Origin of the sequence: Caballeronia catudaia (assembly GCF_001544755.2) — a bacterium.
GTDB classification, from domain to species: domain Bacteria; phylum Pseudomonadota; class Gammaproteobacteria; order Burkholderiales; family Burkholderiaceae; genus Caballeronia; species Caballeronia catudaia.
Genome location: NZ_FCOF02000035.1, coordinates 14,858 through 37,941, shown reverse-complemented (window position 1 = coordinate 37,941; position 23,084 = coordinate 14,858). Strand labels below are relative to the sequence as shown.

At 62.4% G+C, this 23,084-nt stretch carries 18 protein-coding genes; all 18 read right to left on the bottom strand.

Going from position 1 to position 23,084, the window contains the following annotated elements:
- Nucleotide 1: 1 nt before the first annotated feature.
- Nucleotides 2-766, bottom strand: a complete 765-nt coding sequence (locus tag AWB75_RS27260) for an enoyl-CoA hydratase (RefSeq protein WP_061127143.1) — start codon at nucleotides 764-766, stop codon at nucleotides 2-4.
- Between the two features lie 56 nt (nucleotides 767-822).
- Complete coding sequence (locus AWB75_RS27255) at nucleotides 823-2,022, bottom strand: acetyl-CoA C-acyltransferase (protein WP_061127142.1); 1,200 nt, start codon at nucleotides 2,020-2,022, stop codon at nucleotides 823-825.
- Between the two features lie 19 nt (nucleotides 2,023-2,041).
- Nucleotides 2,042-4,471 carry a 3-hydroxyacyl-CoA dehydrogenase/enoyl-CoA hydratase family protein gene (locus AWB75_RS27250; RefSeq protein ID WP_061127141.1) on the bottom strand — a complete coding sequence of 810 codons (2,430 nt, stop codon included), beginning with the start codon at nucleotides 4,469-4,471 and terminating at the stop codon, nucleotides 2,042-2,044.
- A 692-nt stretch (nucleotides 4,472-5,163) separates the two neighbouring features.
- On the bottom strand, nucleotides 5,164-6,951 hold the full coding sequence (locus AWB75_RS27245; RefSeq protein WP_061127140.1) for an acyl-CoA dehydrogenase C-terminal domain-containing protein: 1,788 nt from the start codon (nucleotides 6,949-6,951) through the stop codon (nucleotides 5,164-5,166).
- Between the two features lie 71 nt (nucleotides 6,952-7,022).
- Nucleotides 7,023-7,697: a TetR/AcrR family transcriptional regulator gene (locus AWB75_RS27240; RefSeq protein WP_061127139.1), complete on the bottom strand. Its 675-nt coding sequence runs from the start codon at nucleotides 7,695-7,697 to the stop codon at nucleotides 7,023-7,025.
- 271 nt (nucleotides 7,698-7,968) lie between these two features.
- The gene (locus AWB75_RS27235; protein ID WP_061127138.1) at nucleotides 7,969-9,210 is read right to left on the bottom strand and encodes a phospholipase D-like domain-containing protein; all 1,242 of its coding nucleotides are present in this window, start codon (nucleotides 9,208-9,210) and stop codon (nucleotides 7,969-7,971) included.
- A 44-nt stretch (nucleotides 9,211-9,254) separates the two neighbouring features.
- Nucleotides 9,255-9,731, bottom strand: coding sequence for a dihydroneopterin triphosphate diphosphatase (gene nudB / locus AWB75_RS27230; protein WP_061127171.1), 477 nt, complete (start codon nucleotides 9,729-9,731; stop codon nucleotides 9,255-9,257).
- 109 nt (nucleotides 9,732-9,840) lie between these two features.
- The gene (gene aspS, locus AWB75_RS27225) at nucleotides 9,841-11,643 is read right to left on the bottom strand and encodes an aspartate--tRNA ligase (RefSeq protein ID WP_061127137.1); all 1,803 of its coding nucleotides are present in this window, start codon (nucleotides 11,641-11,643) and stop codon (nucleotides 9,841-9,843) included.
- A 91-nt stretch (nucleotides 11,644-11,734) separates the two neighbouring features.
- Nucleotides 11,735-12,397, bottom strand: coding sequence for a DUF502 domain-containing protein (locus tag AWB75_RS27220; RefSeq protein ID WP_061127136.1), 663 nt, complete (start codon nucleotides 12,395-12,397; stop codon nucleotides 11,735-11,737).
- Nucleotides 12,398-12,528: 131 nt separating this feature from the next.
- Complete coding sequence (locus AWB75_RS27215; protein ID WP_087086886.1) at nucleotides 12,529-12,942, bottom strand: FmdB family zinc ribbon protein; 414 nt, start codon at nucleotides 12,940-12,942, stop codon at nucleotides 12,529-12,531.
- A gap of 149 nt (nucleotides 12,943-13,091) precedes the next feature.
- Complete coding sequence (locus AWB75_RS27210; RefSeq protein WP_061127134.1) at nucleotides 13,092-13,709, bottom strand: methyltransferase; 618 nt, start codon at nucleotides 13,707-13,709, stop codon at nucleotides 13,092-13,094.
- Between the two features lie 13 nt (nucleotides 13,710-13,722).
- Entirely contained in the window at nucleotides 13,723-15,297 is a 1,575-nt protein-coding gene (ubiB, locus tag AWB75_RS27205; protein WP_061127133.1) for a ubiquinone biosynthesis regulatory protein kinase UbiB, read from the bottom strand.
- 21 nt (nucleotides 15,298-15,318) lie between these two features.
- Nucleotides 15,319-15,978 (bottom strand): ubiquinone biosynthesis accessory factor UbiJ, encoded by a 660-nt coding sequence (locus tag AWB75_RS27200; RefSeq protein ID WP_087086892.1) that lies wholly within the window; start codon nucleotides 15,976-15,978, stop codon nucleotides 15,319-15,321.
- Between the two features lie 193 nt (nucleotides 15,979-16,171).
- On the bottom strand, nucleotides 16,172-17,194 hold the full coding sequence (locus AWB75_RS27195; protein WP_061127131.1) for a Tim44 domain-containing protein: 1,023 nt from the start codon (nucleotides 17,192-17,194) through the stop codon (nucleotides 16,172-16,174).
- Nucleotides 17,195-17,219: 25 nt separating this feature from the next.
- Nucleotides 17,220-17,951: a bifunctional demethylmenaquinone methyltransferase/2-methoxy-6-polyprenyl-1,4-benzoquinol methylase UbiE gene (ubiE, locus tag AWB75_RS27190; RefSeq protein WP_061127130.1), complete on the bottom strand. Its 732-nt coding sequence runs from the start codon at nucleotides 17,949-17,951 to the stop codon at nucleotides 17,220-17,222.
- An 84-nt stretch (nucleotides 17,952-18,035) separates the two neighbouring features.
- Complete coding sequence (locus AWB75_RS27185; protein ID WP_061127129.1) at nucleotides 18,036-18,443, bottom strand: gamma-butyrobetaine hydroxylase-like domain-containing protein; 408 nt, start codon at nucleotides 18,441-18,443, stop codon at nucleotides 18,036-18,038.
- A gap of 12 nt (nucleotides 18,444-18,455) precedes the next feature.
- Nucleotides 18,456-18,890 carry an HIT family protein gene (locus AWB75_RS27180; RefSeq protein ID WP_061127128.1) on the bottom strand — a complete coding sequence of 145 codons (435 nt, stop codon included), beginning with the start codon at nucleotides 18,888-18,890 and terminating at the stop codon, nucleotides 18,456-18,458.
- Between the two features lie 36 nt (nucleotides 18,891-18,926).
- Nucleotides 18,927-23,033 (bottom strand): DUF3683 domain-containing protein, encoded by a 4,107-nt coding sequence (locus AWB75_RS27175; protein ID WP_061127127.1) that lies wholly within the window; start codon nucleotides 23,031-23,033, stop codon nucleotides 18,927-18,929.
- Nucleotides 23,034-23,084: the final 51 nt, after the last annotated feature.

Below are 23,084 nucleotides of genomic sequence, written 5' to 3'. Positions count from 1 at the left end.
CTCATTCGAACTGGCTGAAGTTCGGCTTGCGCTTGTCGAAGAACGCCTGAAACGCCTCGCGCGCTTCCGGCGCGACGAGCAGGCGCGCGAAGTGCGCGGCTTCCTCATCGATGCGTGCGGCCACTTCGCTGGCTTGCGCGCCTTTCATCAGCGACTTGGTCACCCGCAGCGACGACGCCGGCAGCATCGCCAGCCGCTTCGCCTTGTCGAACGCGTAGGCATCGAGTTCGGCGGCATCGATCGCGCCGTTCACGAAACCCATGCCGATCGCTTCGTTCACGTCGAACGCCTCGCCCAGCAAGAGCTTTTCCGCCGCGCGCTGATAGCCCGCCGTGCGCGGCAACAACAAACTCGACGCGGCTTCCGGACACAGTCCCAACTGTGCAAACGGCACTGAAAACTTCGCGCCCGGGCTCGCATAGACGATGTCGCAATGCAGGAGCATCGTCGTGCCGATGCCCACCGCCGTGCCCGCCACCGCCGCCACGATCGGCTTCGGAAAACCGCTGATACGCCGCAGAAACTGAAACACGGGCGCGTCGGAGCCTTTGGGCGGATCCTTCAGGAAGTCGTCGAGATCATTGCCCGCGCTGAACGTCGTGCCGACGGCGCGGATCAGCACCGCGCGCACGCTCGGGTCCATCTCGGCTTCGTAGAGTCCGTCGGCCATTTCCTGATACATCGCCGCGGTGATCGCGTTCTTCTTCTCGGGACGATTGAGCACGATGCTCAGCACGCCATCCGCGCGTTCGATCTGAATTTCCATACGTTGTCTCCTTTGGCGCAATCCACGCGCCTTCGCGACGCGTGGACGCGCATGGATCAAAGCCGCTCGATGATGCCCGCCGCGCCCATGCCGGTGCCGACGCACATCGTCACCATGCCGTACTTCAGCTTGCGCCGGCGCAGTCCGTGCACGACCGTCGAAGCGCGAATCGCGCCCGTCGCGCCGAGCGGATGGCCGAGCGCGATCGCGCCGCCGAGCGGATTGACCTTCGACGCATCCAGCCCGAGGTCGCCGATCACCGCGAGCGCCTGCGCCGCGAACGCTTCGTTCAGCTCGATCCAGTCGATGTCGTCCTGCTTCAGACCCGCGGCCTTCAGCGCGGCCGGAATCGCTTCCTTCGGGCCGATGCCCATGATTTCCGGCGGCACGCCGCGCACCGCGAAGCTGACGAAGCGCGCGAGCGGCGTCAGGTTGAACTGCTTCAGCATCTTTTCCGACACGACGATCAGCGCGCCCGCGCCATCCGACGTCTGCGAGCTGTTGCCGGCCGTGACCGAGCCCTTGTTCGCGAACACGGGACGCAGTTTCGCGAGACCTTCGATCGTCGTGTCCGCGCGCGGACCTTCGTCGAGCGCGATCGCGCGCGCGTTCACGCGCACTTCGCCCGATGCGAGATCCGGGAAGCGCTCGTTGAGCGTGTACGCCGCGATTTCATCGGCGAATTCGCCCGACTGCTGCGCCGCCAGCGCACGGCGATGCGACTCCACCGCGAACGCATCTTGCGCCTCGCGGCTCACCTTCCAGCGTTCCGCGACTCTCTCCGCCGTCAATCCCATGCCGTAGGCGATGCCGACGTCTTCATTGCGATCGAAGATATGCGGCGACAGCGACGGCTTGTTGCCCATCATCGGCACCATGCTCATCGATTCGCAGCCGCCGGCGATCATCGCATCCGCTTCGCCGACGCGAATGCGGTCCGCCGCCATCGCGAGCGCCGTGAGACCCGACGCGCAGAAGCGGTTCACCGTGACGCCGCCGACCGTGTTCGGCAAGCCCGACAGCAACGCGCCCATGCGCGCGACGTTCAAGCCTTGCTCGGCTTCGGGAATCGCGCAGCCGACGATCGCGTCCTCGATCACGCTCGTATCGAGCCCCGGCACTTGCGCGACAGCCGACTGAATCGCGTGGACGAGCAGTTCGTCCGGGCGCGTGTTCCTGAACACGCCGCGCGGCGCCTTGCCGATTGGCGTGCGGCTCGCGGCGACGATGTATGCGTCTTGAAGTTGTTTGGTCATTGCTTGTTTCGCTCCGCGATTAGTTACGAACCGGCTTGCCGGTCTGCAACATGCCCATGATTCGCTCTTGCGTCTTTTGCGTGCCGAGCAGTTCGACGAACGCGCGGCGCTCCAGCGCCAGCAGCCATTCCTCGTCGACGAGACTGCCCGCTTCGACATCGCCGCCACACACTGCTTCGGCGATGCGGCTCGCGATCAGATAATCGTGATCGCTGATGAAGCGCCCATCGCGCATATTGACCAGCGACGCCTTGATGGTCGAGATCGCCGAGCGGCCCGCAACCGGCACCTGCTTCACGCGCAACGGCGGCCGATAACCCGATGCGCTCAACGCGCGCGCTTCCTTCTTCGCGATGTCGAGCAGTTCGTGCACGTTGAAGACGATCGTGTCGGACGGCTTCAGATAACCCATCGCGCGGGCATCGAATGCGGAGGACGAGACCTTTGCCATCGCCGCGTTTTCGAACGGCTTTTGCAGGAACTTGAGCAGATCGGTCGTCGCGTTGACGGCGCTCGCGGCCTCGGCTGCGCGCAACGCGGCTTCCTTCAGGCCGCCGCCCGCGGGCACGAGACCGACGCCCACTTCCACGAGACCGATATAGCTTTCGACATGCGCGACGCGCGCAGCCGATTGCAGCAGCAGCTCACAGCCGCCGCCGAGCGCGATGCCCGACACCGCCGCCACGACCGGCACGTTCGCGTATTTCACGCGCAACATGCCTTGCTGGAATTTCTTCACGAACGGCTCGATGCCTTTCGCGCCGCCCATCATGAACGCGGGCATCGCTTCTTCGAGATTCGCGCCTGCCGAGAACGGTCCGCCCGGCGCGCCGAGTTGCAGCGAAGTCGGTTGCCAGATCACGACGCCCGCGTATTCCTTCTCCGCGAGTTCGATCGCTTGCGTGAGACCGTCGATCACGCCGGGGCCGATCGTGTTCATCTTCGTCTTGAACGAGACGATAACGATGTCGCTGTCGTCGCGATCGAGCCAGGCGCGGACGTTTTCGGTTTCGAAGAGAGTCTTGCCGAACGTCTTCGGATCGGCGCCCGACTCACCTTCGAGCGGCGCGCGGAACACTTGCTTCTCGTACACGGGCAACGTCGAACGCGCAACGAAGCGACGCGCGGCAGGCGACCACGAGCCTTCGTTCGTGTGCACGCCGTTCTTCGCGGCGACGGGACCGTCGAGCACCCACGCGGGCAGCGGCGCGTTCGAGAGCGCCTTGCCTGCATCGATATCTTCTTGCACCCACTGCGCGATCTGCTGCCAGCCCGCCGCTTGCCAGCTTTCGAACGGCCCCTGATTCCAGCCGAAGCCCCAGCGGATCGCGAGATCGACGTCGCGCGCGTTGTCGGCGATCGATTCCAGATGCACCGCGATGTAATGGAACACGTCGCGGAAGATCGCCCAGAGGAATTGCGCCTGTTTGTTGTCCGTTTCGCGCAGGAGCTTGAAGCGCTCGGCGGGCGGGCGCTTGAGAATCCGGCCGATGAGTTCGTCGGCCTTCGCGCCGCCATCGACATAGGACGCGGTCTTCGGGTCGAGCACCTTGATCGCCTTGCCTTCCTTGCGATAGAAACCGGCGCCGGCTTTCTGGCCGAGCGCGCCGTTTTGCACGAGCGCTTCGAGCACGGGCGGCGTCTTGTAGACGGCGAAGAAGGGATCGTCGGGCAGGTTGTCCTGCATCGTCTTGATGACGTGCGCCATCGTGTCGAGACCGACGACATCCGCAGTGCGGAAGGTTGCCGATTTCGCGCGGCCGAGACGCGAGCCAGTGAGATCGTCGACTTCATCGAAACGCAGGCCGAATTTTTCCGCTTCCGCGATCACCGCGAGAATCGAAAAAACGCCCACGCGATTCGCGATGAAGTTCGGCGTGTCTTTCGCGCGCACGACGCCCTTGCCGACCACGCTCGTCAGGAAGGTTTCGAGCTGATCGAGGATTTCGGGTTTCGTTGCCGTGGTCGGGATGAGCTCGACCAGATGCATGTAGCGCGGCGGATTGAAGAAATGCACGCCGCAGAAACGCGCTTTGAGTTCGTCGCCGAAGCCTTCCGATAACTCGGTGATCGACAGACCCGATGTATTGGTCGCGAAGATCGCGTTCGGCGCGATATGCGGCGAGACCTTCTTGTAGAGATCGTGCTTCCAGTCCATGCGCTCGGCGATGGCTTCGATCACGAGATCGCAGGTTTTGAGTTGCTCGATGTCGTCGTCGTAGTTCGCGGGCTCGATGTAGTGCGCGTCGTCTTTTATTCCCAGCGGTGCTGGGGAGAGCTTTTTGAGGTTGTCTATCGCTTTCAGCGCGATGGCGTTCTTCGGGCCTTCCTTTGACGGAAGGTCATAGAGCATCACCGGGACGCGGGCGTTGATCAGATGCGCGGCGATCTGCGCACCCATCACGCCTGCGCCGAGCACGGCGGCTTTTTTGATTTTCAGATTACTCACGAGGGGGTCACTCCTAGTGTTCGTGATGATTTGGTTTTGCTTCTTTTTTGGAATCCTGATTTCGTGTCGGTCTATTTGCTCTGCCCCTGTGCGGGGCGGCAGTCACTTTCTTTGCTGCTGCAAAGAAAGTGACCAAAGAAACAGCTATCCCCAGCCTAAGCACTTCATACCGGCCGCGGCGCAGAACTACTCTCGTGGTCCGGCAGTAGCGAGTACCCTCGTAGGTCTCACCGGGCTCGGATCGCGCACGATCCGTCACATCGCACCGCACTACTGACTGGTTCAGCACCATTTAGCTCCAGCCCGCTTCGCGGCCGACCGGTCAATCAGGTTTGCGTGAGCTTGCGTATTGCTAAGCATACCGTTGGTTTCCCTTGCAAACCCGGCGGCAGCGCGTAGCGCTGTGCCGAAGCAATTTTGTGCTGAACCTGCACGCTTGACGTTATAGGGCGGCAGACCGTGTGCGATCCAAGCCCGATTCTGCTTGTGAGGGCACTCGCTACTCCGGGTTCCATTCAGCCAATCGCCTGTGCCGCGGCCGGCGTGAAGTGCTTAGGCTGGGAGAAGCTGCTTTCTTTGGTTACTTTCTTTGCAGCAGCAAAGAAAGTGACTGCCGCCCCGCACACGGGCAACGCTAATAAACCAACACGAAAGCAGGATTCCACGAAAACCAACGCAAACGACAAAAGCAATCAGAAAAGCGCTTCGTCGAAATCCATCATCGGCTTGGCACCGGCCCTCGCAGCACGAATAGTCGAAGCCGTCTCAGGCAAAAGCTTGGCGAAGTAAAACCGCGCAGTCGCCAGCTTGGCGACATAAAACGCATCGCCGGAACCCGCGCGATCCAAAGCAACCCGCGCCATCCGCGCCCAGAAATAAGAAAACACAAGATGCCCGACGGTACGCATATAAGGCACGGCCGCAGCGCCAACCTCATCGGGATTCTGCATGGCCTTCATGCCGATCTCCATCGTGAGCTTCTGCACCTTCTCGCCGATATCCGCGAGCGGATTGATGAACTCCTGCATCTCGGGCTTCACACCCTCGGCCTCGACGAAATCCGAAACGAGCTTGCCGAAGCGCTTCAGCTTCGCGCCCATGTCGCCGAGAATCTTGCGGCCAAGCAGATCGAGCGCCTGAATCGAGTTCGTGCCCTCGTAGATCATGTTGATGCGCGCATCGCGAACATACTGCTCCATGCCCCATTCGGAAATGAAGCCGTGGCCGCCGTAGATCTGCATCCCCATGTTCGTGCCTTCGAACGCGTTGTCCGTCAGGAAGGCCTTGATGACCGGCGTCAGCAGCGCGACGAAATCAGCCGCCTCCGCGCGCACGGATTCGTCCGCATGCGAGAGTTCCTTGTCGATGTTCAATGCCGCCCAGTACGTGAATGCGCGGCCCGCTTCGGCATACGCCTTCTGTGTGAGCAGCATGCGCCGCACGTCCGGATGCACGATGATCGGATCGGCAGGCTTCTCGGGCGCTTTCGGGCCCGTGAGCGCACGCATCTGCAAGCGCTCCTTTGCATACACGAGCGAGTTCTGATAAGCAACCTCAGTGAGACCGAGCCCCTGCATGCCGACGCCCAGGCGCGCCGCGTTCATCATCACGAACATCGCGTTCAAGCCCTTGTTCGCCTCGCCGACGAGCCAGCCCGTCGCGCCGTCGAGATTCATCACGCAAGTCGCGTTGCCGTGAATGCCCATCTTGTGCTCGATCGAGCCGCACTTGATGCCGTTGCGCTGGCCCACCGCGCCGCTCGCATTCGGTAAGAACTTCGGCACGATGAAGAGTGAGATGCCCTTGGTGCCCATCGGCGCGCCCGGCAGACGCGCGAGCACCAGATGGACGATGTTCTCCGCCATGTCGTGCTCGCCGCTCGAAATAAAGATCTTCGTGCCGGTGAGCGCGTACGAACCATCGGAGTTCGGCTCGGCCTTCGTACGCAACATGCCCAGGTCCGTTCCGCAATGTGGTTCCGTCAGGCACATCGTGCCGGTCCACTCGCCCGAGACGAGCTTCGGCAGATAGGTCGATTTCTGTTCCGGCGTGCCGTGCGCGTGCAGGCATTCGTATGCGCCGTGCGAAAGACCCGGATACATCGTCCAGGCCTGGTTCGCGGAGTTCAGCATTTCGTAAAGCGCATTGTTCACGAACGCGGGCAAGCCCTGGCCGCCGTACTCGGGATCGCACCCGAGCGCGGGCCAGCCTGCATCAATGTACTGGCGGTAGGCTTCCTTGAAGCCGGCAGGCGTCTTCACGACGCCGTCGCCCTCGTAAGCGCAGCCTTCGCGGTCGCCGCTCTGGTTGAGCGGAAACACGACTTCAGAGCAGAACTTGCCGGCTTGCTCGAGCACCTGATTGATGGTGTCGGCGTCGAGGTCGGCATGCTTGGGCATGCTCTTCAATTCAGCTTCGACCTTCAGCACTTCGTGCAGCACGAACTGCATGTCGCGAAGGGGGGCGGCGTACTGTCCCATGTGTTTCTCCAGTTTCCTCGGGCTTCTGGTTTGCGCGCCGCCGAACCACCTTGTCGATGCGAACGGCGCCGCTAACGGCTATCGGTTTGATGCGAAGTCGCGTTCGTGGCCCCGTTCGGCGCCGGCTGCGAGGCGCCGGCTTCGGCGTTCCCATTCGGCGTCTGATAGGACACGATCGTCTTCTCCAGCGCGTCCCGCGTCAGTTGCACCGCTTCCGGCAGATGCAGGAAGCGCGCGTCGTGATGCAGGCCGAGCGTAAAGCTGTACAGCTCGAACAGCATCAGATGCGGATCGGTCTCCGCCTTCAGATGCCCTTCGTCCTTCGACTGGCGGATCGCGCGCAACAGCGCCTCGCGCCACATGCTCACGCTGTGCACCAACTGCTCGCGCACGGCGCTCGCGGCTCGGTCGTCGTACTCGACCGCTCCGCTGATGTAGATACAACCCGTGGTCACTTCCTGGATGCGTTTTTCCATCCAGCGATTCATCATCGCGCGCAATCGCGGCAGGCCGCGTGCTTCGCGCAGGCTCGGAAAGAACACTTCATCTTCGAAGCGCCTGTGGTACTCCCGCACCACTTCCACCTGCAGATCCTCGCGCGACCCGAAATGCGCAAACACACCGCTCTTGCTCATCTGCATCCGTTCGGCCAACAGGCCGATCGTCAGCCCTTCAAGACCGTCACGGCTCGCCAATTCCAATGCTGCGTCGAGAATCGCGGCCCGCGTCTGTTCGCCTTTTCGCATGATGTCCCTACCGTTCTTGTGTGACCCGTAAAATCGAACGGCCGTTCTATTATTGTGGCCGAACGTTTCTGATACAAGCAAATTTTTAGATACGCGTTTCTAAAACGCCCGGAAATGTCTATAGGATAAATCTCAACATTGCCCGCGGCCATTGTCGCGTTTTATGTACGGACTGCCTGTAAGTGACTGCCCGAGTTCCCAGTTCGTGGGAGGCTTTATCTAAATTTGCTTGCCGGCCTTTATTCTTGCGTATTGGCTGCCGATTGCCAGATTAATCGTACTGGCCGATGGTGATCATTTTCATCATCAGACGGTAGCCGTTATAGGCAAGCCAATTAAGCATCCGCTCGGTAAGCGGTCGCGACGCGTAGTGTTTTTCGTCGATGGGACGGCCTTCGTCGAAAGCCTGAAGAATCGCGTCGTGCAATTCGGCAATCTCCGGATGATTCACGAGCACCATGTTAGCCTCGTTATTGAGCACGAGTGAAAGCGCATCGAGGTTGGAGGAGCCGATCGTCGCCCAGTCCGCGTCCACGACAGCGACCTTACCGTGAAGCATTGTTTTCTCGTATTCGGCGATGCGCACGCCGTGCTTCAGCAGGTTGCCGTAGAGAAAGGGCGTGGCGTAATCGAGCGCGACGAATTCCTTGCGGCCGATGACGAGCGACACGCGCACCCCGCGCTCAGCCGCATGAACGAGCGCGCGCCGCAGCTTGCGCCCTGGCATGAAGTACGGATTCGCGAGCAAGACTTCGCTCTCGGCGTGCGCGATGGCCCGCAGATACGCCTTTTCGATCGCGCGTCGATTCAGCAGATTGTCGCGCGCGACAAAGGCGATGCACGGCTGATCGACCGCGTGAATCTCGCCGAGCCGCGCGCGCCTGCGCGCCAGCATCGCGCGGCGCGTGTTCCAGCGGCCCGGCGCGCGCTCGTCTTCCTGCGGCTCGCTTCCTGGTTGCGAAGGCTGACGCGGTTTCACGCCGAGACGAATGCGCTGCCATTGCAGATCGAACGCCTCGCGCACGTCCTTGACGACGGGGCCTTGCGCTTCCATCGCAAAATCCCAGCGCGGCCATTCGAGGCGCGTGCCGTTCTGTTCGTAGTCGTCGATGATATTGATGCCGCCGCAAAACGCGTACGTCTCGTCGATCAGCGCGAGCTTGCGATGCGTGCGCGACCAGCCTTGCGGGCCGAACAACAGATGCGGGTTGTAGATGCGATGCTCGACGCCGCGCTCCTGCCACAGCTTGAACATCGGCAGATTGCTTTGGGTGCCGATGCCATCCGTGATCACACGAACCGTGATGCCGCGTTCGGCCGCGCGCACGAACGCATCGGAGACGGCACGTCCGATGTCGTCGTTGGCGAAGATGTAGGTTTCCAGCGACACTGATTTCTTCGCGTTGTCGATGCGCTCGATCAACGCCGGAAAAAACTGCTCGCCGGTCCTGAAGAGCCGCACGTGATTGCCGGCCGTGAAGCACAAGCGCGGCGGCCGACGGCCAGAAAACATCGCCTGGCGCAGCCGCTTGAAACTGCGCCGAGGGCGCAGTCCGATCACCGGCTATGCGCCGCGAGGCGCTCGGGCAGTTGGAGAATGGCTTCCCGGTTCGACCACGAGAAGCACCGGTCTGCGGCCTCCCGGAACGGCAGCCACAAGTGTGCGGTGTGTTCGCGCGGCGCGAGTGTCACTTCGAGACAATGCGGCACGCACAGACTGAACTGATGTTCGGTGTTGTGCACGATGCCTTCCGCATAGCGATGCCGCCATTGCGGATAGATCTCGTACTGAATGCTGTGATGCCAGTCGATGAGCGCGGCTTCCGGCACCAGCGCGCCGCCGATCACGATGCCCGTCTCTTCCTGCACTTCGCGCACGGCGGTCTCGATGAACGGCTCGTCGATGCGATCCTTCGAGCCCGTCACCGATTGCCAGAAGCCCTTGTGATCCGCGCGTTCGATGATGAGCACGTCGAGATCCGGCGTGTGAATGACGACGAGTACGGATTCGGGGATTTTCGGCGGCTTGAGCATGTCGTTTTGAACGCGCGTTTCTTTGTCTGCATGGGCTTGGAGACTGTAACGCAAAAAATGAAAAAGGCGCACCCGGCGCCTTTTTCATCACTACGACAACTGAATCTGCTTAATGCGCCTTCTGTTCCGGCTGACGCAGACGGATGTGCAGTTCGCGCAACTGGCGCTCGTCCACTTCGCTCGGCGCTTGCGTGAGCAAGTCCTGCGCGCGTTGCGTCTTCGGGAACGCGATCGTGTCGCGGATCGAATCGGCGCCTGACATCAGCGTAACGATGCGGTCGAGACCGAACGCGATGCCACCGTGCGGCGGCGCGCCGTACTGCAGCGCGTCGAGCAGGAAGCCGAACTTCAGGCGCGCTTCTTCCGCGCCGATCTTGAGCGCGCGGAACACCTTGCTCTGCACCTCTTCCTGGAAGATACGCACGGAGCCGCCGCCGATTTCCCAGCCGTTCAGCACCATGTCGTACGCCTTCGCGAGGCAGCGACCCGGATCGGTTTCGAGATATTCGAGGTGCTCGTCCTTCGGGCTCGTGAACGGATGATGTGCGGCGACGTGGCGGTTCTCTTCCTCATCGAATTCGAACATCGGGAAGTCGATGACCCACAGCGGCTTCCAGCCGGTTTCGAGCAGGCCGTTGGCCTTGCCGAATTCCGAATGACCGATCTTCAGGCGCAGCGCGCCGAGGCTGTCGTTCACGACCTTCGCGCGATCCGCTGCGAAGAAGATGATGTCGCCGTCTTCCGCCGCCGTGCGCTCGAGGATCGCCGCGATCGCCGCGTCATGCAGATTCTTCACGATCGGGCTTTGCAGACCGTCGCGGCCTTTGGTCTTGTCGTTGATCTTGATCCACGCGAGACCCTTCGCGCCGTAGATGCGCACGAATTCCGTATAGCCGTCGATGTCGCCACGCGAGAGCTCGCCGCCCTTCGGCACACGCAAGGCAGCGACGCGGCCATCCTTCGAGTTCGCCGGCATCGAGAACACCTTGAAGTCGACGTCCCTCACGGCATCCGTGAGATCGGCGAATTCGAGCTTCACGCGCAGGTCGGGCTTGTCCGAACCGAAGCGGCGCATCGCTTCCGAATACAGCATGACCGGGAATTTCGCGGGCAGTTCGACGTCCATCGTCTCCTTGAAGACATGCTGGATCATCGCTTCGAACAGATCGCGGATTTCCTGCTCGGTGAGGAACGAGGTTTCGCAGTCGATCTGCGTGAATTCCGGTTGACGGTCGGCGCGCAGGTCTTCGTCGCGGAAGCACTTGGTGATCTGGTAATAACGGTCGAAGTTGGCGACCATCAGCAACTGCTTGAAGAGCTGCGGAGATTGCGGCAGCGCGAAGAACTGGCCGGCGTTCACGCGCGACGGCACAAGGTAATCGCGCGCGCCTTCCGGCGTGCTCTTGGTCAGCATCGGCGTTTCGATGTCGATGAAACCTTGGGCGTCCAGATACTTGCGCACTTCCATCGCGACGCGATAGCGCAGGCGCAAATTCTTCTGCATCTGCGGACGGCGCAGGTCGAGCACGCGATGCGTGAGACGCGTGGTCTCGGAGAGATTGTCGTCGTCGAGCTGGAACGGCGGCGTGACCGACGCGTTCAGCACGGTCAGCTCGTGGCACAGCACTTCGATCTTGCCGCTCGTCAGATTGGCGTTGACGGTGCCTTCGGGACGGTTGCGCACAACGCCCTGCACGCGCACGCAGAATTCGTTGCGCACGCCTTCGGCCACCTTGAACATCTCGGCGCGGTCCGGGTCGCAGACGACCTGAACGAGCCCTTCGCGATCGCGCAAGTCGATGAAGATAACGCCGCCGTGATCGCGGCGGCGATGCACCCAGCCGCACAGCGAGACGGTTTCGCCCAGTCGGGCCTCGGTCACCAGACCGCAGTATTCAGATCGCATCGACATGATGTTGTGTCTTTCGTTGTTCGTTGATCAACGGCTCGCGCGTTCGGGTCTCGCTCTTCCTTCGGCAGACTCGCGAATGCGCGCGCCGGCATTACATCGGCGGCTCGGTGGGGCGGCGGGCGGGCGCGACCGATGCCGGCGCGCTCGTCGAAGGCGCCACCACGCCCATCGAGACGATGTACTTCAGTGCGGCGTCGACGGTCATGTCCAGTTCGACGACTTCGCTTTTCGGCATCATCAGGAAAAAACCGGACGTCGGATTCGGCGTCGTCGGCACGTAGACGCTCACGTGATCTTCGTCGAGATGATTCAGCACGTCGCCGCCCGGAATGCCCGTCAGAAAGCCGATGGTGTACGAGCCCTTGCGCGGATACTCGATCAGAAGCGCCTTGCGGAACGCATTGCCGCTCGAAGAGAGCAACGTGTCCGATACCTGCTTGACGCTCGTGTACAGCGGCCCGACCACCGGGATATGACGCAGGATCGCGTCCCACCATTTCACGAGCTTCTGTCCGACGAAATTCTGCGTCAGCAAGCCGACGACGAAAATGAACGCGAGCGTCAGCACCGCGCCGACGCCCGGCAGATGGAACCCGACGACGCGCTCGGGCTGCCACGACTGCGGCAGGAGAAGCAACGTCTGATCCATCGTCCCGATGACGAGTCCCAGCACCCACAAGGTGATCGCGAGCGGCACCAGCACGAGCAGGCCGGTGAGGAACACGGTTTTCAGCGTAGTCTTTTTCGTCGTCATTTACACGGGCGAAGGCTGCGCCGGCTCTCGGTTGCGTTGGAGATTCGGCTTGAGGCGGGCCGCGCCGGTTTCAGGCGCGGTCGGCGAGATCATCTGCGGGTTGCGGCCGAACGGACCGGCCGTCTTGCGTTTCAGGCAGCGCCCGACGATGCGGACGCGCCCGCAGCGGGCTTGGCGGCTTCCGACGACGCAGTGCTCGCCGGAGTCGCGCTATCGCTCGCGTTCGAACTGTTCGAACTGTTCGAACTGTTCGAACTGTTCGAACTGTTCGAATCGTTCGAGCTGGCGGAACTGGAGGACGCATCATCCGATTTCGCCGCCGGCGCGTTCGGCGCGGCGTTGCCCTCTTTCGATGCGCTGTTGCCGCCACGGAAATCGGTGACGTACCAGCCCGAGCCCTTCAACTGGAATCCGGCGGCGGTCACCTGCTTCGAAAACGTGTCCTTTCCGCAGGCGGGACATTGCGTGAGCGGCGCATCGCTCAGTTTCTGAAGCACGTCTTTTTCATGGCCGCAATGTGCGCAGCGGTACGCGTAAATCGGCATGGCACTCTTCCTACAATGATCTGTCGACGCTTGCAAAGCCTTGAATTATAGCCGCAAACCCATATTGACCCGCGATTTTCGGGATCGCGGATACAAGATTAGTCGCCCGATATTTCAGGGCACAGTCGACACATTTCAAGCCATGCCGCTCAAAAACGCCGCCAGGTCATCCAGCGCTCGCGTCCGGCGAACACGGGTAGCGAGCCGCTCACCTCGCGGTCTTCGATCAGCTCGAAGTGCGGCGACAGCAGCGCGTCCAGTTCACCGCGCTCGATGCCAAAAGGCGGCCCTTTCGGCGTCGAGCCGATGAAAAAGAAGCCCGCGAGCAATGCGCCCGGCTTCAGAAGAGCCGCCATGCGGTCGGCGTAGTTCTCCCAGCGGTCTTTCGGCAGCGCGCAGAGAAAGGCGCGTTCATAGACCCAGTCAGTCGAAAATGGCGGCTCGTAGGCGAAGAAATCCGCTTCTTCGACGAGACCCGCGTGCGCGCCCAACTGCGCGCGCGCCGCCACGACCGCGCCGGCCGCGAAGTCGATCGCGCGCACCGGCCAGCCGCGTTCGGCGAGATAGCGCGCTTCATACGCGCTGCCGCAGCCGGGAATCAGCACGTTCTGCGTCTGCCGCGCGGCGACGAAGGTCTTGAACGCCTCCGGCACGCCGGCCTGATCCCACGGCGTGAAATGCTGGCCGAAGCGCTCGTTCCAGAAACCGGGCGAATTCGGATCGCGGTTTTCGAAGTCAGGCACGTCCGGATTCGTCGGATCGCTCATGGTGCTGAAGTCCTCACGGTTGGCCGAGCCACCACTGTGCGATCACGACGCCCGCGCCCGCCAACGCGATGAGACCACCGACGAGCAGCGTCACGAGCAAACGGTTCGTGCGTTTCTGCTCGGCGAGCAGGAGGCGCATGAGTTCGTCGCTGCCGCTCTTCGGCGCGTCGTGGCGCTCCGCGAGAATATGGTGGATGAGCCGCGGCAGTTGGGGAATGGTCTTGCTCCACTGCGGCGCTTCCATCTGCAGGCGTTCGTACCAGCCGCGCCAGCCGATCTGCTCGTTCATCCAGCGCTCGAGATAAGGCTTCGCCGTTTTCCACAGATCGAGCTCCGGGTCGAGCGAGCGCCCGAGCCCTTCGACGTTGAGCATCGTTTTTTGCAGCAGGACGAGCTGCGGCTGGATTTCGACGTTGAAGCGGCGCGACGTCGAAAAAAGGCGCATCAGCACTTGCCCGAGCGAGATGTCTTTCAGCGCGCGGTCGAAGTACGGCTCGCAGACGGCGCGAATCGAGCTTTCCAGTTCCTCGACGCGCGTGCTCGGCGGCACCCAGCCGGATTCGAGGTGCAGCGTCGCGACGCGGTGATAGTCGCGCTTGAAGAACGCGAGGAAGTTCTGCGCGAGATAGTTTTTGTCGAAATCCGACAGCGCCCCGACGATCCCGAAATCGAGCGCGATGTACCGCCCGAACGTCGCCGGATCGAGGCTGACCTGGATGTTGCCGGGGTGCATGTCGGCGTGGAAAAAACCGTCGCGGAACACCTGCGTGAAGAAAATTTCGACGCCTTCGCGCGCGAGCTTCGGAATATCGACGCCCGCCGCGCGCAAGGTTTCGACCTGGCTGATCGGCACGCCGACCATGCGCTCCATGACGAGCACCGTAGGCGCCGACATATCCCAATACATCTCCGGCACGAGCAGCAGGTCGAGCCCTTGGAAATTGCGGCGCAACTGGCTGCCGTTGGCGGCCTCGCGCATCAGGTCGAGTTCGTCGTGCAGATATTTGTCGAATTCGGCGACCACCTCGCGCGGCTTCAGACGCCGGCCGTCCGCCCACAGGCGCTCGGCCCAGATAGCGATGTCGCGCAGGAGCGCGAGATCGGAGTCGATCACCGGCAGCATGCCCGGACGCAGCACCTTCACCGCGACGTGCTTGCCCGCATGCTCGCCGTTCTTGATTTTCGCGAAATGCACCTGCGCGATCGACGCGCTCGCCACCGGCACGCGCTCGAAATCGTCGAACAATACGTCGATCGGCGCGCCGAGCGATTTCTCGATGATGGCTACCGCCACCGCCGAATCGAACGGCGGCACGCGGTCCTGGAGCTTCGCGAGTTCGTCGGCGATATCGACGGGCAAAAGGTCGCGCCGCGTCGACAGAACCTGGCCGAACTTGACAAAGATCGGGCCGAGACTTTCCAGCGCGAGCCGCAGCCGGATGCCACGCTCAATATTGAACCTGCGGCCGAATGTCGTGATGCGCATGAGAAAGCGCACACGGCGATCGTCGATGCCGCTCATCACGAGCTCATCGAGCCCGAAGCGGACGATCGTGAAAAAAATCTTGAGGAAACGCAGAAAACGCATGTTCGGATTCGCTTCAGCTCGTTATTTGTGCGAGTCGCGCACGGACTCGCCACCGGTTCGCGCTGAGGCGCCGGGATCCGGTCTTGATTGATCAGCTCTTTGTTCGATTCGTTCGATGCGCTTTTCGACGCGCGCAAGCGCATCGCGCGTTTTCGACAGTTCGGCGTTGAACGCGTCGAGCGCGCTCTTGCGCACGAGTTGCGGACGCTCGTCGAGGAAATACTCGGTGAAGGTGTCCAGCAGATTACGGCCGGTGCGCTGAGCCTGCTCCTGCACCGCGCGCGCTATGAGCCCCACGCGATGCGCGGGCGCGTCGCCGATCACGCGCGCGAGGTCCTCCTCGGGGTCCCAGCGCAGATGCTCCGCGAGCTTAGCAAGCGTCGTCGCGAATTCGGCGTCGCCTTCGATGCGCACGTGCTTCATCACCGCGGCCTGGCCGCCTTGCAGAAACGCGGGCAGCGCGTCGATCGGCACGGCTATGGTGACGTCGAATACGCCGGCTTCCGCCGCAGTGGTGGCGGCGAAGAGACCGTCGGGCTGCACCACGAGCGCGATCGAAACCGGCGTGCACGACAGCTTCACGCACTTGCCGGCGTACGGCTTCACGCGTTCACGAGCCCAGGGCTCGCGCGCTAGCAGATGATTCACGGCGGCCGCGAACCCACTGGACGCGGTCTTCAAGGCGGGATTTGCTACGGGACGGGCGGATTCGTCTGCGTTCGTCATCGGCTATGAGATGAAAAAACCCGCGCGAGAAGCTCGCGCGGGTTTCTATTCTACCGCCGCAACCGACGATCACACTGACGGCTGCCGGCTCCTGGCCATTCGGCCGATGGCGGCGGCCGGGGACTCGCGCCCCGGCGCGCGGTCACGCTCAACTGACCTGCTGAATCCCCGCCAGCAGCCACCCTTCGTTGCCCGCTTTCTGCTTCGACAGATTCCAGATCTCGACGAACGGCTCTGCCGCCGCGCCTTCCGACTCGCGGATCAGGCCGTGGAAGCGCACGCTCGCGAGATACTCGGCCGGGCGATCCTCGACGCCGAGGACATCGGCGTTGAGCTGCACCACGTCCGTGCGATTCGGCGCGCTGCCGCGTGCATCGACGTCGAGTTTCACTTCGGCGAACATTTCAGGCGTCGTGAACTCGCGGATGTCGTTGACATTGCCGCGGTCCCACGCGTCCTGCAGACGCACGAAGTAAACCTTGGCGTTGCGCACGAACGCTTCGGTGTCGAAGCCCGCCGGCACGTTCGCCGGCACGGCCTGCTGCGGGGCCGCGGACTCGATGTAGTTCGCGCCAAAGCCCGTCGGCTGTTGCGGCACCTGCGGCGGGTCCTGGTTCAGGCTCGTGCGCGCGGTCGCGCCGTACGGCGAACCCGAGGCCGAGCCCGCGCCGGCATACGCGGGCGCGCCGTTGCCCTGGTTGCCCTGACGCTTGCGCATGATGAAGCGGAACAGCATGACGGCCGCCAGCACGATCAACGCGATCATGATCATGTTGGCCATCGCGCCGGCGAACGCTTCGCCCAGCCCGAAGTGCGACAGCAGCGCAGCGATGCCCAGACCCGCCGCGAGACCGGCGATCGGTCCTAGCCAGCGGTTGCGCGCGGGTTGCGCCGCGGCCGGCGCTGCGGGCGCGGGTTGCGCCCGCTGGGCTTGCGCGGCCTGGCCCGGCTGGCCCTGCTGCATGGATTGCGACGGCGGCGTCGCCTGATGCTGCTGCGTGGCATTGGCCGACTGCCGGCCCATGCTGCGCCCGCCGCCCATGCGCTTGGCTTCCGCCGATTCCGCGAAGATTGCGCCAGCCGCAATAACGCCAGCCAGCGCCAAGATTCCGGCCTTCCTGAAGAAGAGGTTCAGGAAACCCCGGGATTGGGGTTTGCGCGAATCGAACATATCGAATCCTTAAGAGAGTGGAACACTAAAATTTAGTCCCGACGTGTAACGCTACCACGCCACCTGACAAATTGTAATATTCGACTCGATCCAGGCCCGCTTGTTCCATCATTGTTTTTAGGGTTTCCTGGTCCGGGTGCATGCGGATGGACTCGGCAAGGTACCGATAGCTGTCCGCATCTTTGGCCACTTTTTCGCCAAGCCACGGCAAAATCTTGAAACTGTAGATATCGTACGGCTTCTTCAGCGGCTCCCACACTTTCGAGAACTCTAGCACCAGCAGCTTGCCGCCCGGCTTGATGACCCGCGCCATTTCGGCCAGTGCGCCGTCCTTGTGCGTCATGTTACGCAAACCGAACGCAACCGTAACCACATTGAAATAATTGTCCGGAAACGGGATTTTCTCAGCGTCGCACAACAGCGTCGGCGTCAGCACGCCCTTGTCGATCAGCCGGTCACGCCCGACGCGCAGCATTGATTCATTGATGTCCGTGTGCCAGACTTCGCCGGTTTCGCCCGCCTGTTTCGCGAAAGCCATCGCCAGATCGCCCGTGCCGCCTGCGATGTCCAGCACCTTGTAGCCCGGCCGCACCTTGGCTTGCCCGATCGTGAAGTGTTTCCAGATCCGATGCATTCCGCCGGACATCAGGTCGTTCATCAAGTCGTAGTTGCTCGCGACGGAGTGAAACACGCCCGCCACTTTCTTCGCCTTGTCCCGCTCGTCGACCGTTTCGTATCCGAAGTGGGTCTTGCTCATCGTGCTTCTTCCTCGCCTGTTTGTTCGTTCTAGTCTGCGCAATCATCGCGCCGGCTGTGCGGCGTTATGCCGCTTCGGTATGAGTCAGTGGCAATGTCCACCGGACGGCTTCTCGGCCATCGGAGTATCGCGGTCCACGCCCGCGGCTTCCAGCTTCGCCAGATACTCGCCCCACAGTGCCTCCTGACGCGTCGCCAAGTCGTGGAGGATGTCCCAAGAATAGATGCCGGTATTGTGGCCGTCAGAGAAATTGAGTTGCAGCGCGTAATGACCGACCGGATCGATGCCGATGATCGTCACGTCGCGCTTGCCCGTCTGCAGCGTTTCCTGCCCCGGCCCGTGCCCCTGCACTTCCGCCGACGGCGAATAGACGCGCAGCAGTTCGAACGGCACGCGATACGACGTGTCGCCGTATTGCAGTTCGAGCACACGGGATTTCGAATGCACGACGACGCCGGTCGGAATCGGCGTGGTTGAAGTGAGTCCGGTCATGATGAAGTCGTCTTATTGAGTGCCGAACACCTGGTTCAGCTCGTTGCGCAGTTGTTCGCGCAGCAGCGTGGCCTGCGCGCGGCGCTTCGACAGCTGCGACTCGGAGACCGTGCGCTGACGCGGCGCCCAGATCGGCAGAGGGAAACGCGAATCGTTGGAAAAGCGCGGAATGACGTGCCAGTGGACGTGCGGCACCTGATTGCCCAAGCTCGCCAGATTGATCTTCTCGGGCACGAGCACGCGGCGCATCGCGCGCTCGACGCCGTTCACCGCGGTCATCACGCGCGCGCGGTCGCCATCCGACAAATCGGACATTTCGGCGACGTGCGCGCCCCAGATCACGCGGCACAAGCCCGGCCAGTCGGGCTCGTCGGCGAGGACGACGCGCAACGTGTCGTCCGACCACAGCACTTCGCCGCCGTCTTCACGGCAAAACACACAGTCCATCTCATACCTCTAGCGAATCAAACCTCGATTTCGCTATTACACCAGCACGCGCTCGATACCGCCATTGTTCGCGCGTTCGACGTACTGCTCCATCCAGTTTTCGCCGAGCACCTTGCGCGCAATTTCCACGACGATATAGTCCGCCTCGACATTGGCGTCCTCGTTGTAACGCGAGAGCCCTTGCAGGCACGACGGGCAGCTCGTGAGAATCTTCACGTCCTGACCCGCGGTTCCGTTGGTCGGCTGCGGACCGTCGCCGGCCTTGAGCACGGAACCCGGTTGCGCGCCCGCCGAACCTGCCGCCGCGTTCGCCATGTTGATGGCGTTCGCGCCCGCTTCCGCGACGAGCGGAATGCCGCGCAGCTTGGCCGCGCCCTTGCGGATTTCCTCTTCCTTGCGAAAGCGCACCTGCGTCGAGATATCCGGACGCGTCACCGCGAGCGTGCCGGATTCGCCGCAGCAGCGATCGTTCTTCTCTATCTTGTAGCCGTCCTTCTGCGCGCCCATCAATTCGTTGACGAGCTTGACGGGGTCCATCGTCTTGATCGGCGAGTGGCACGGGTCGTGATACATGTAGCGCGTGCCCGCGACGCCGTCGAGCTTGATGTTCTTTTCCAGCAAGAATTCGTGAATGTCGATGATCCGGCAGCCTGGGAAAATCTTCTCGAATTCATAGCCCGCGAGCTGGTCGTAACACGTGCCGCACGACACGACCACGGTCTTGATATCGAGATAGTTCAGCGTATTCGCGACGCGATGGAACAGCACGCGATTGTCCGTGACGATCTTCTCGGCCTTGTCGTACTGGCCCGCGCCCCGCTGCGGATAACCGCAACACAGATAACCCGGCGGCAGCACGGTTTGCACGCCCGCTTCCCACAGCATGGCCTGCGTCGCGAGTCCGACCTGCGAGAACAGACGCTCCGACCCGCAGCCGGGGAAATAGAACACGGCTTCCGAATCGACGGTAGTCGTCTGCGGATTGCGGATGATCGGAACGATCTTGTTGTCCTCGATATCCAGCAGCGCGCGCGCCGTCTTCTTAGGCAGATTGCCCGGCATCTTCTTGTTGACGAAGTGGATCACCTGCGTCACGGCCGGCGGCTTGCCGACCGTCGCGGGCGGTTTGGCCGTCTGCTTCTTGACGATTTTCTTCAGCACTTCGTTGCCGAAACGCTGTGCCTTGTAGCCGAAATCCATCATCACGTTGCGCGCGAGATTGATGGTCTGCGGATTCGTCGCGTTGAGAAAGAACATGCCCGCCGCGTTGCCCGCGTTGAACTTCTTCTTGCCCATCTTGCGCAGCAGATTGCGCATGTTCATCGAGACATCGCCGAAATCGATCTTCACCGGGCACGGCGTCACGCACTTGTGACAGACCGTGCAGTGATCGGCGACGTCGTTGAACTCGTCCCAATGCTTGATGGACACGCCGCGGCGCGTCTGCTCTTCGTACAGGAACGCCTCGACGAGCAATGATGTGGCGAGAATCTTGTTGCGCGGGCTGTAGAGCAGGTTCGCGCGCGGCACGTGCGTCGCGCAGACGGGCTTGCACTTGCCGCAGCGCAGGCAGTCTTTGATGGACTCGGAAATCGCGCCGATATCCGACTGCTGCATGATGATCGACTCGTAGCCCATCAGCCCGAACGACGGCGTGTACGCGTTGCGCAAATCGGCGCCTTCGAACAGCTTGCCCTTGTTGAAGCGCCCATGCGGATCGACGCGCTGCTTGTACGCGCGGAAGTCGCCGATTTCCTCCTCGGTCAGAAACTCCAGCTTCGTGATGCCGATGCCGTGCTCGCCCGAGATCACGCCATCGAGCGAACGCGCGAGCTTCATGATGCGCGCGACCGCGTGATGCGCGTCCTGCAGCATCGCGTAATTGTCGGAGTTGACGGGGATGTTCGTGTGCACATTGCCATCGCCCGCGTGCATGTGGAGCGCGACGAACACGCGCCCGCGCAGCACTTGCTTATGGATGGCCTGCGCTTCGTCGAGGATCGGCTTGAACTCGCCGCCATTGAAAATCTGGCGCAACTCCGCGCGGATCTCCTGCTTCCACGAGATGCGCACCGTGCGGTCCTGGGCAACGTGAAAGACATTCGCGTCCGGCTGCACGTCGACGCGATCCGCGAACTTCTCCGCGAGCGCCTCGTAGCCGAGATTCACGAGATAGTGCTGCGCCTCGCGCAACGGCAAATCGAGCTTGTCGCCGACGAACGTCCAGCGCTCGCGAACGCGCTTCAACAGATCGAGCGCCTGCTGCACGCGATCTTCGAGCAGTTCCGCGCTGGGGATTTCGTTGGCGTCGTCGGTCTTGCCGAGCGGCAGCTTGCCGGTGCGGAAGAACGCTTCGAGCGCATCGACGAGTTGCAGCTTGTTCTTGATCGACAGTTCGATATTGATGCGTTCGATTCCGTCCGTGTACTCGCCCATGCGATCGAGCGGAATCACGACGTCTTCGTTGATCTTGAACGCATTCGTGTGCTTCGCGATCGCGGCCGTGCGCGAGCGGTCGAGCCAGAAGCGCTTGCGCGCCTCGGCGTTCACCGCGACGAAGCCTTCGCCGCTCTTGCCGTTCGCCATGCGCACGACTTCGGACGTGGCGGCAGCGACCGCATCGGCGTCATTTCCGACGATGTCGCCGATCAGCACCATCTTCGGGAACGCGTTGCGCTTGCTCTTGGTCGCGTATCCGACCGCGCGCAAATAGCGTTCGTCGAGGTGCTCCAGACCGGCGAGAATCGCGCCGCCCTGCTTCGACGTCTCGAACAGGTAATCCTTGATCTCGACGATGCTCGGAATCGCGTCGCGCGCCTGGCCGAAGAATTCGAGGCAGACGGTGCGCGTGTGCGCGGGCATCTTGTGCAGAATCCAGCGCGCGGACGTGATCAGACCGTCGCAGCCTTCCTTCTGCACGCCGGGCAGACCGGCGAGGAATTTATCGGTGACGTCCTTGCCGAGACCTTCTTTGCGGAACGTGCGGCCCGTGATATCGAGACTTTCGGTGCGCAACAGCTTCTCGCCCGGCGGACGATTGCCGTCGAACCAGTCGAGCCGGAAACGCGCCACTTCGACGTCGTGAATCTTGCCGCAGTTGTGATCCAGACGCGTGACTTCGAGCCAGTTGCCTTCGGGATCGACCATGCGCCACCAGGCGAGATTGTCGAGCGCCGTGCCCCACAACACCGCTTTCTTGCCGCCCGCGTTCATCGCGACATTGCCGCCGACGCACGATGCATCGAGCGAAGTCGGATCGACGGCGAACACGAAACCCGCCTGCTCCGCCGCTTCCGTGACGCGCCGCGTGACGACGCCCGCGCCCGAGAAAATCGTCGCGACCTTGTGTTCGACGCCCGGCAGATCCGTCATTTCGACCGGCCCGAGCTGTTCGAGCTTTTCAGTGTTGATGACGGCCGAGAACGGCGTCAGCGGAATCGCGCCGCCGGTGTAGCCGGTGCCGCCCCCGCGCGGAATCACGGTGAGCCCCAGCTCGAAGCACGCCTTGATCAGTCCGGCGATTTCGGCTTCGCTGTCCGGCGTCAATACGACGAACGGATATTCGACGCGCCAGTCGGTCGCGTCCGTCACGTGGGAAACGCGCGAGAGGCCGTCGAACTTGATGTTGTCTTTCTGCGTCTCTTTGCCGAGCACGCGCGATGCGCGGCGTCGCAAGTCGGCCATGCTGCCGAACTCGGCGGCGAAGGCGTCCACGGCGCGGCGCGCGGCCGTAATCAGCAATTGCACGCGCTCGGCACGTTCGCGGCTACCGGCTTCGTCGCTGTGGGCGGAGAGATCGGCGCTGCGGCGCTTCTCGATTTCAGCGAGACGGTGATTCAGCGCTTCGACCAGCAGCGCGCGGCGTTTCGGATTGTCGAGCAGATCGTCCTGCAAATACGGATTGCGGCGCACGACCCAGATGTCGCCGAGCACTTCGTACAGCATGCGCGCCGAACGGCCGGTGCGGCGCTCGTTGCGCAGTTCGTCGAGCACGGCCCAGGCTTCGTCGCCGAGGAGCCGCATGACGATTTCGCGATCGGAAAACGACGTGTAGTTATAGGGAATTTCGCGCAGACGGGGCTCGAGATCGAGCGCCAAGGCGGCATGGGCGCCGTTCGGATCGAAGGCTTGAGGTGCGTTCATGTTCGACGGTTCGGTGTGCCGACGCTCGCGCTCTGAGAGAAGCGGAAACGC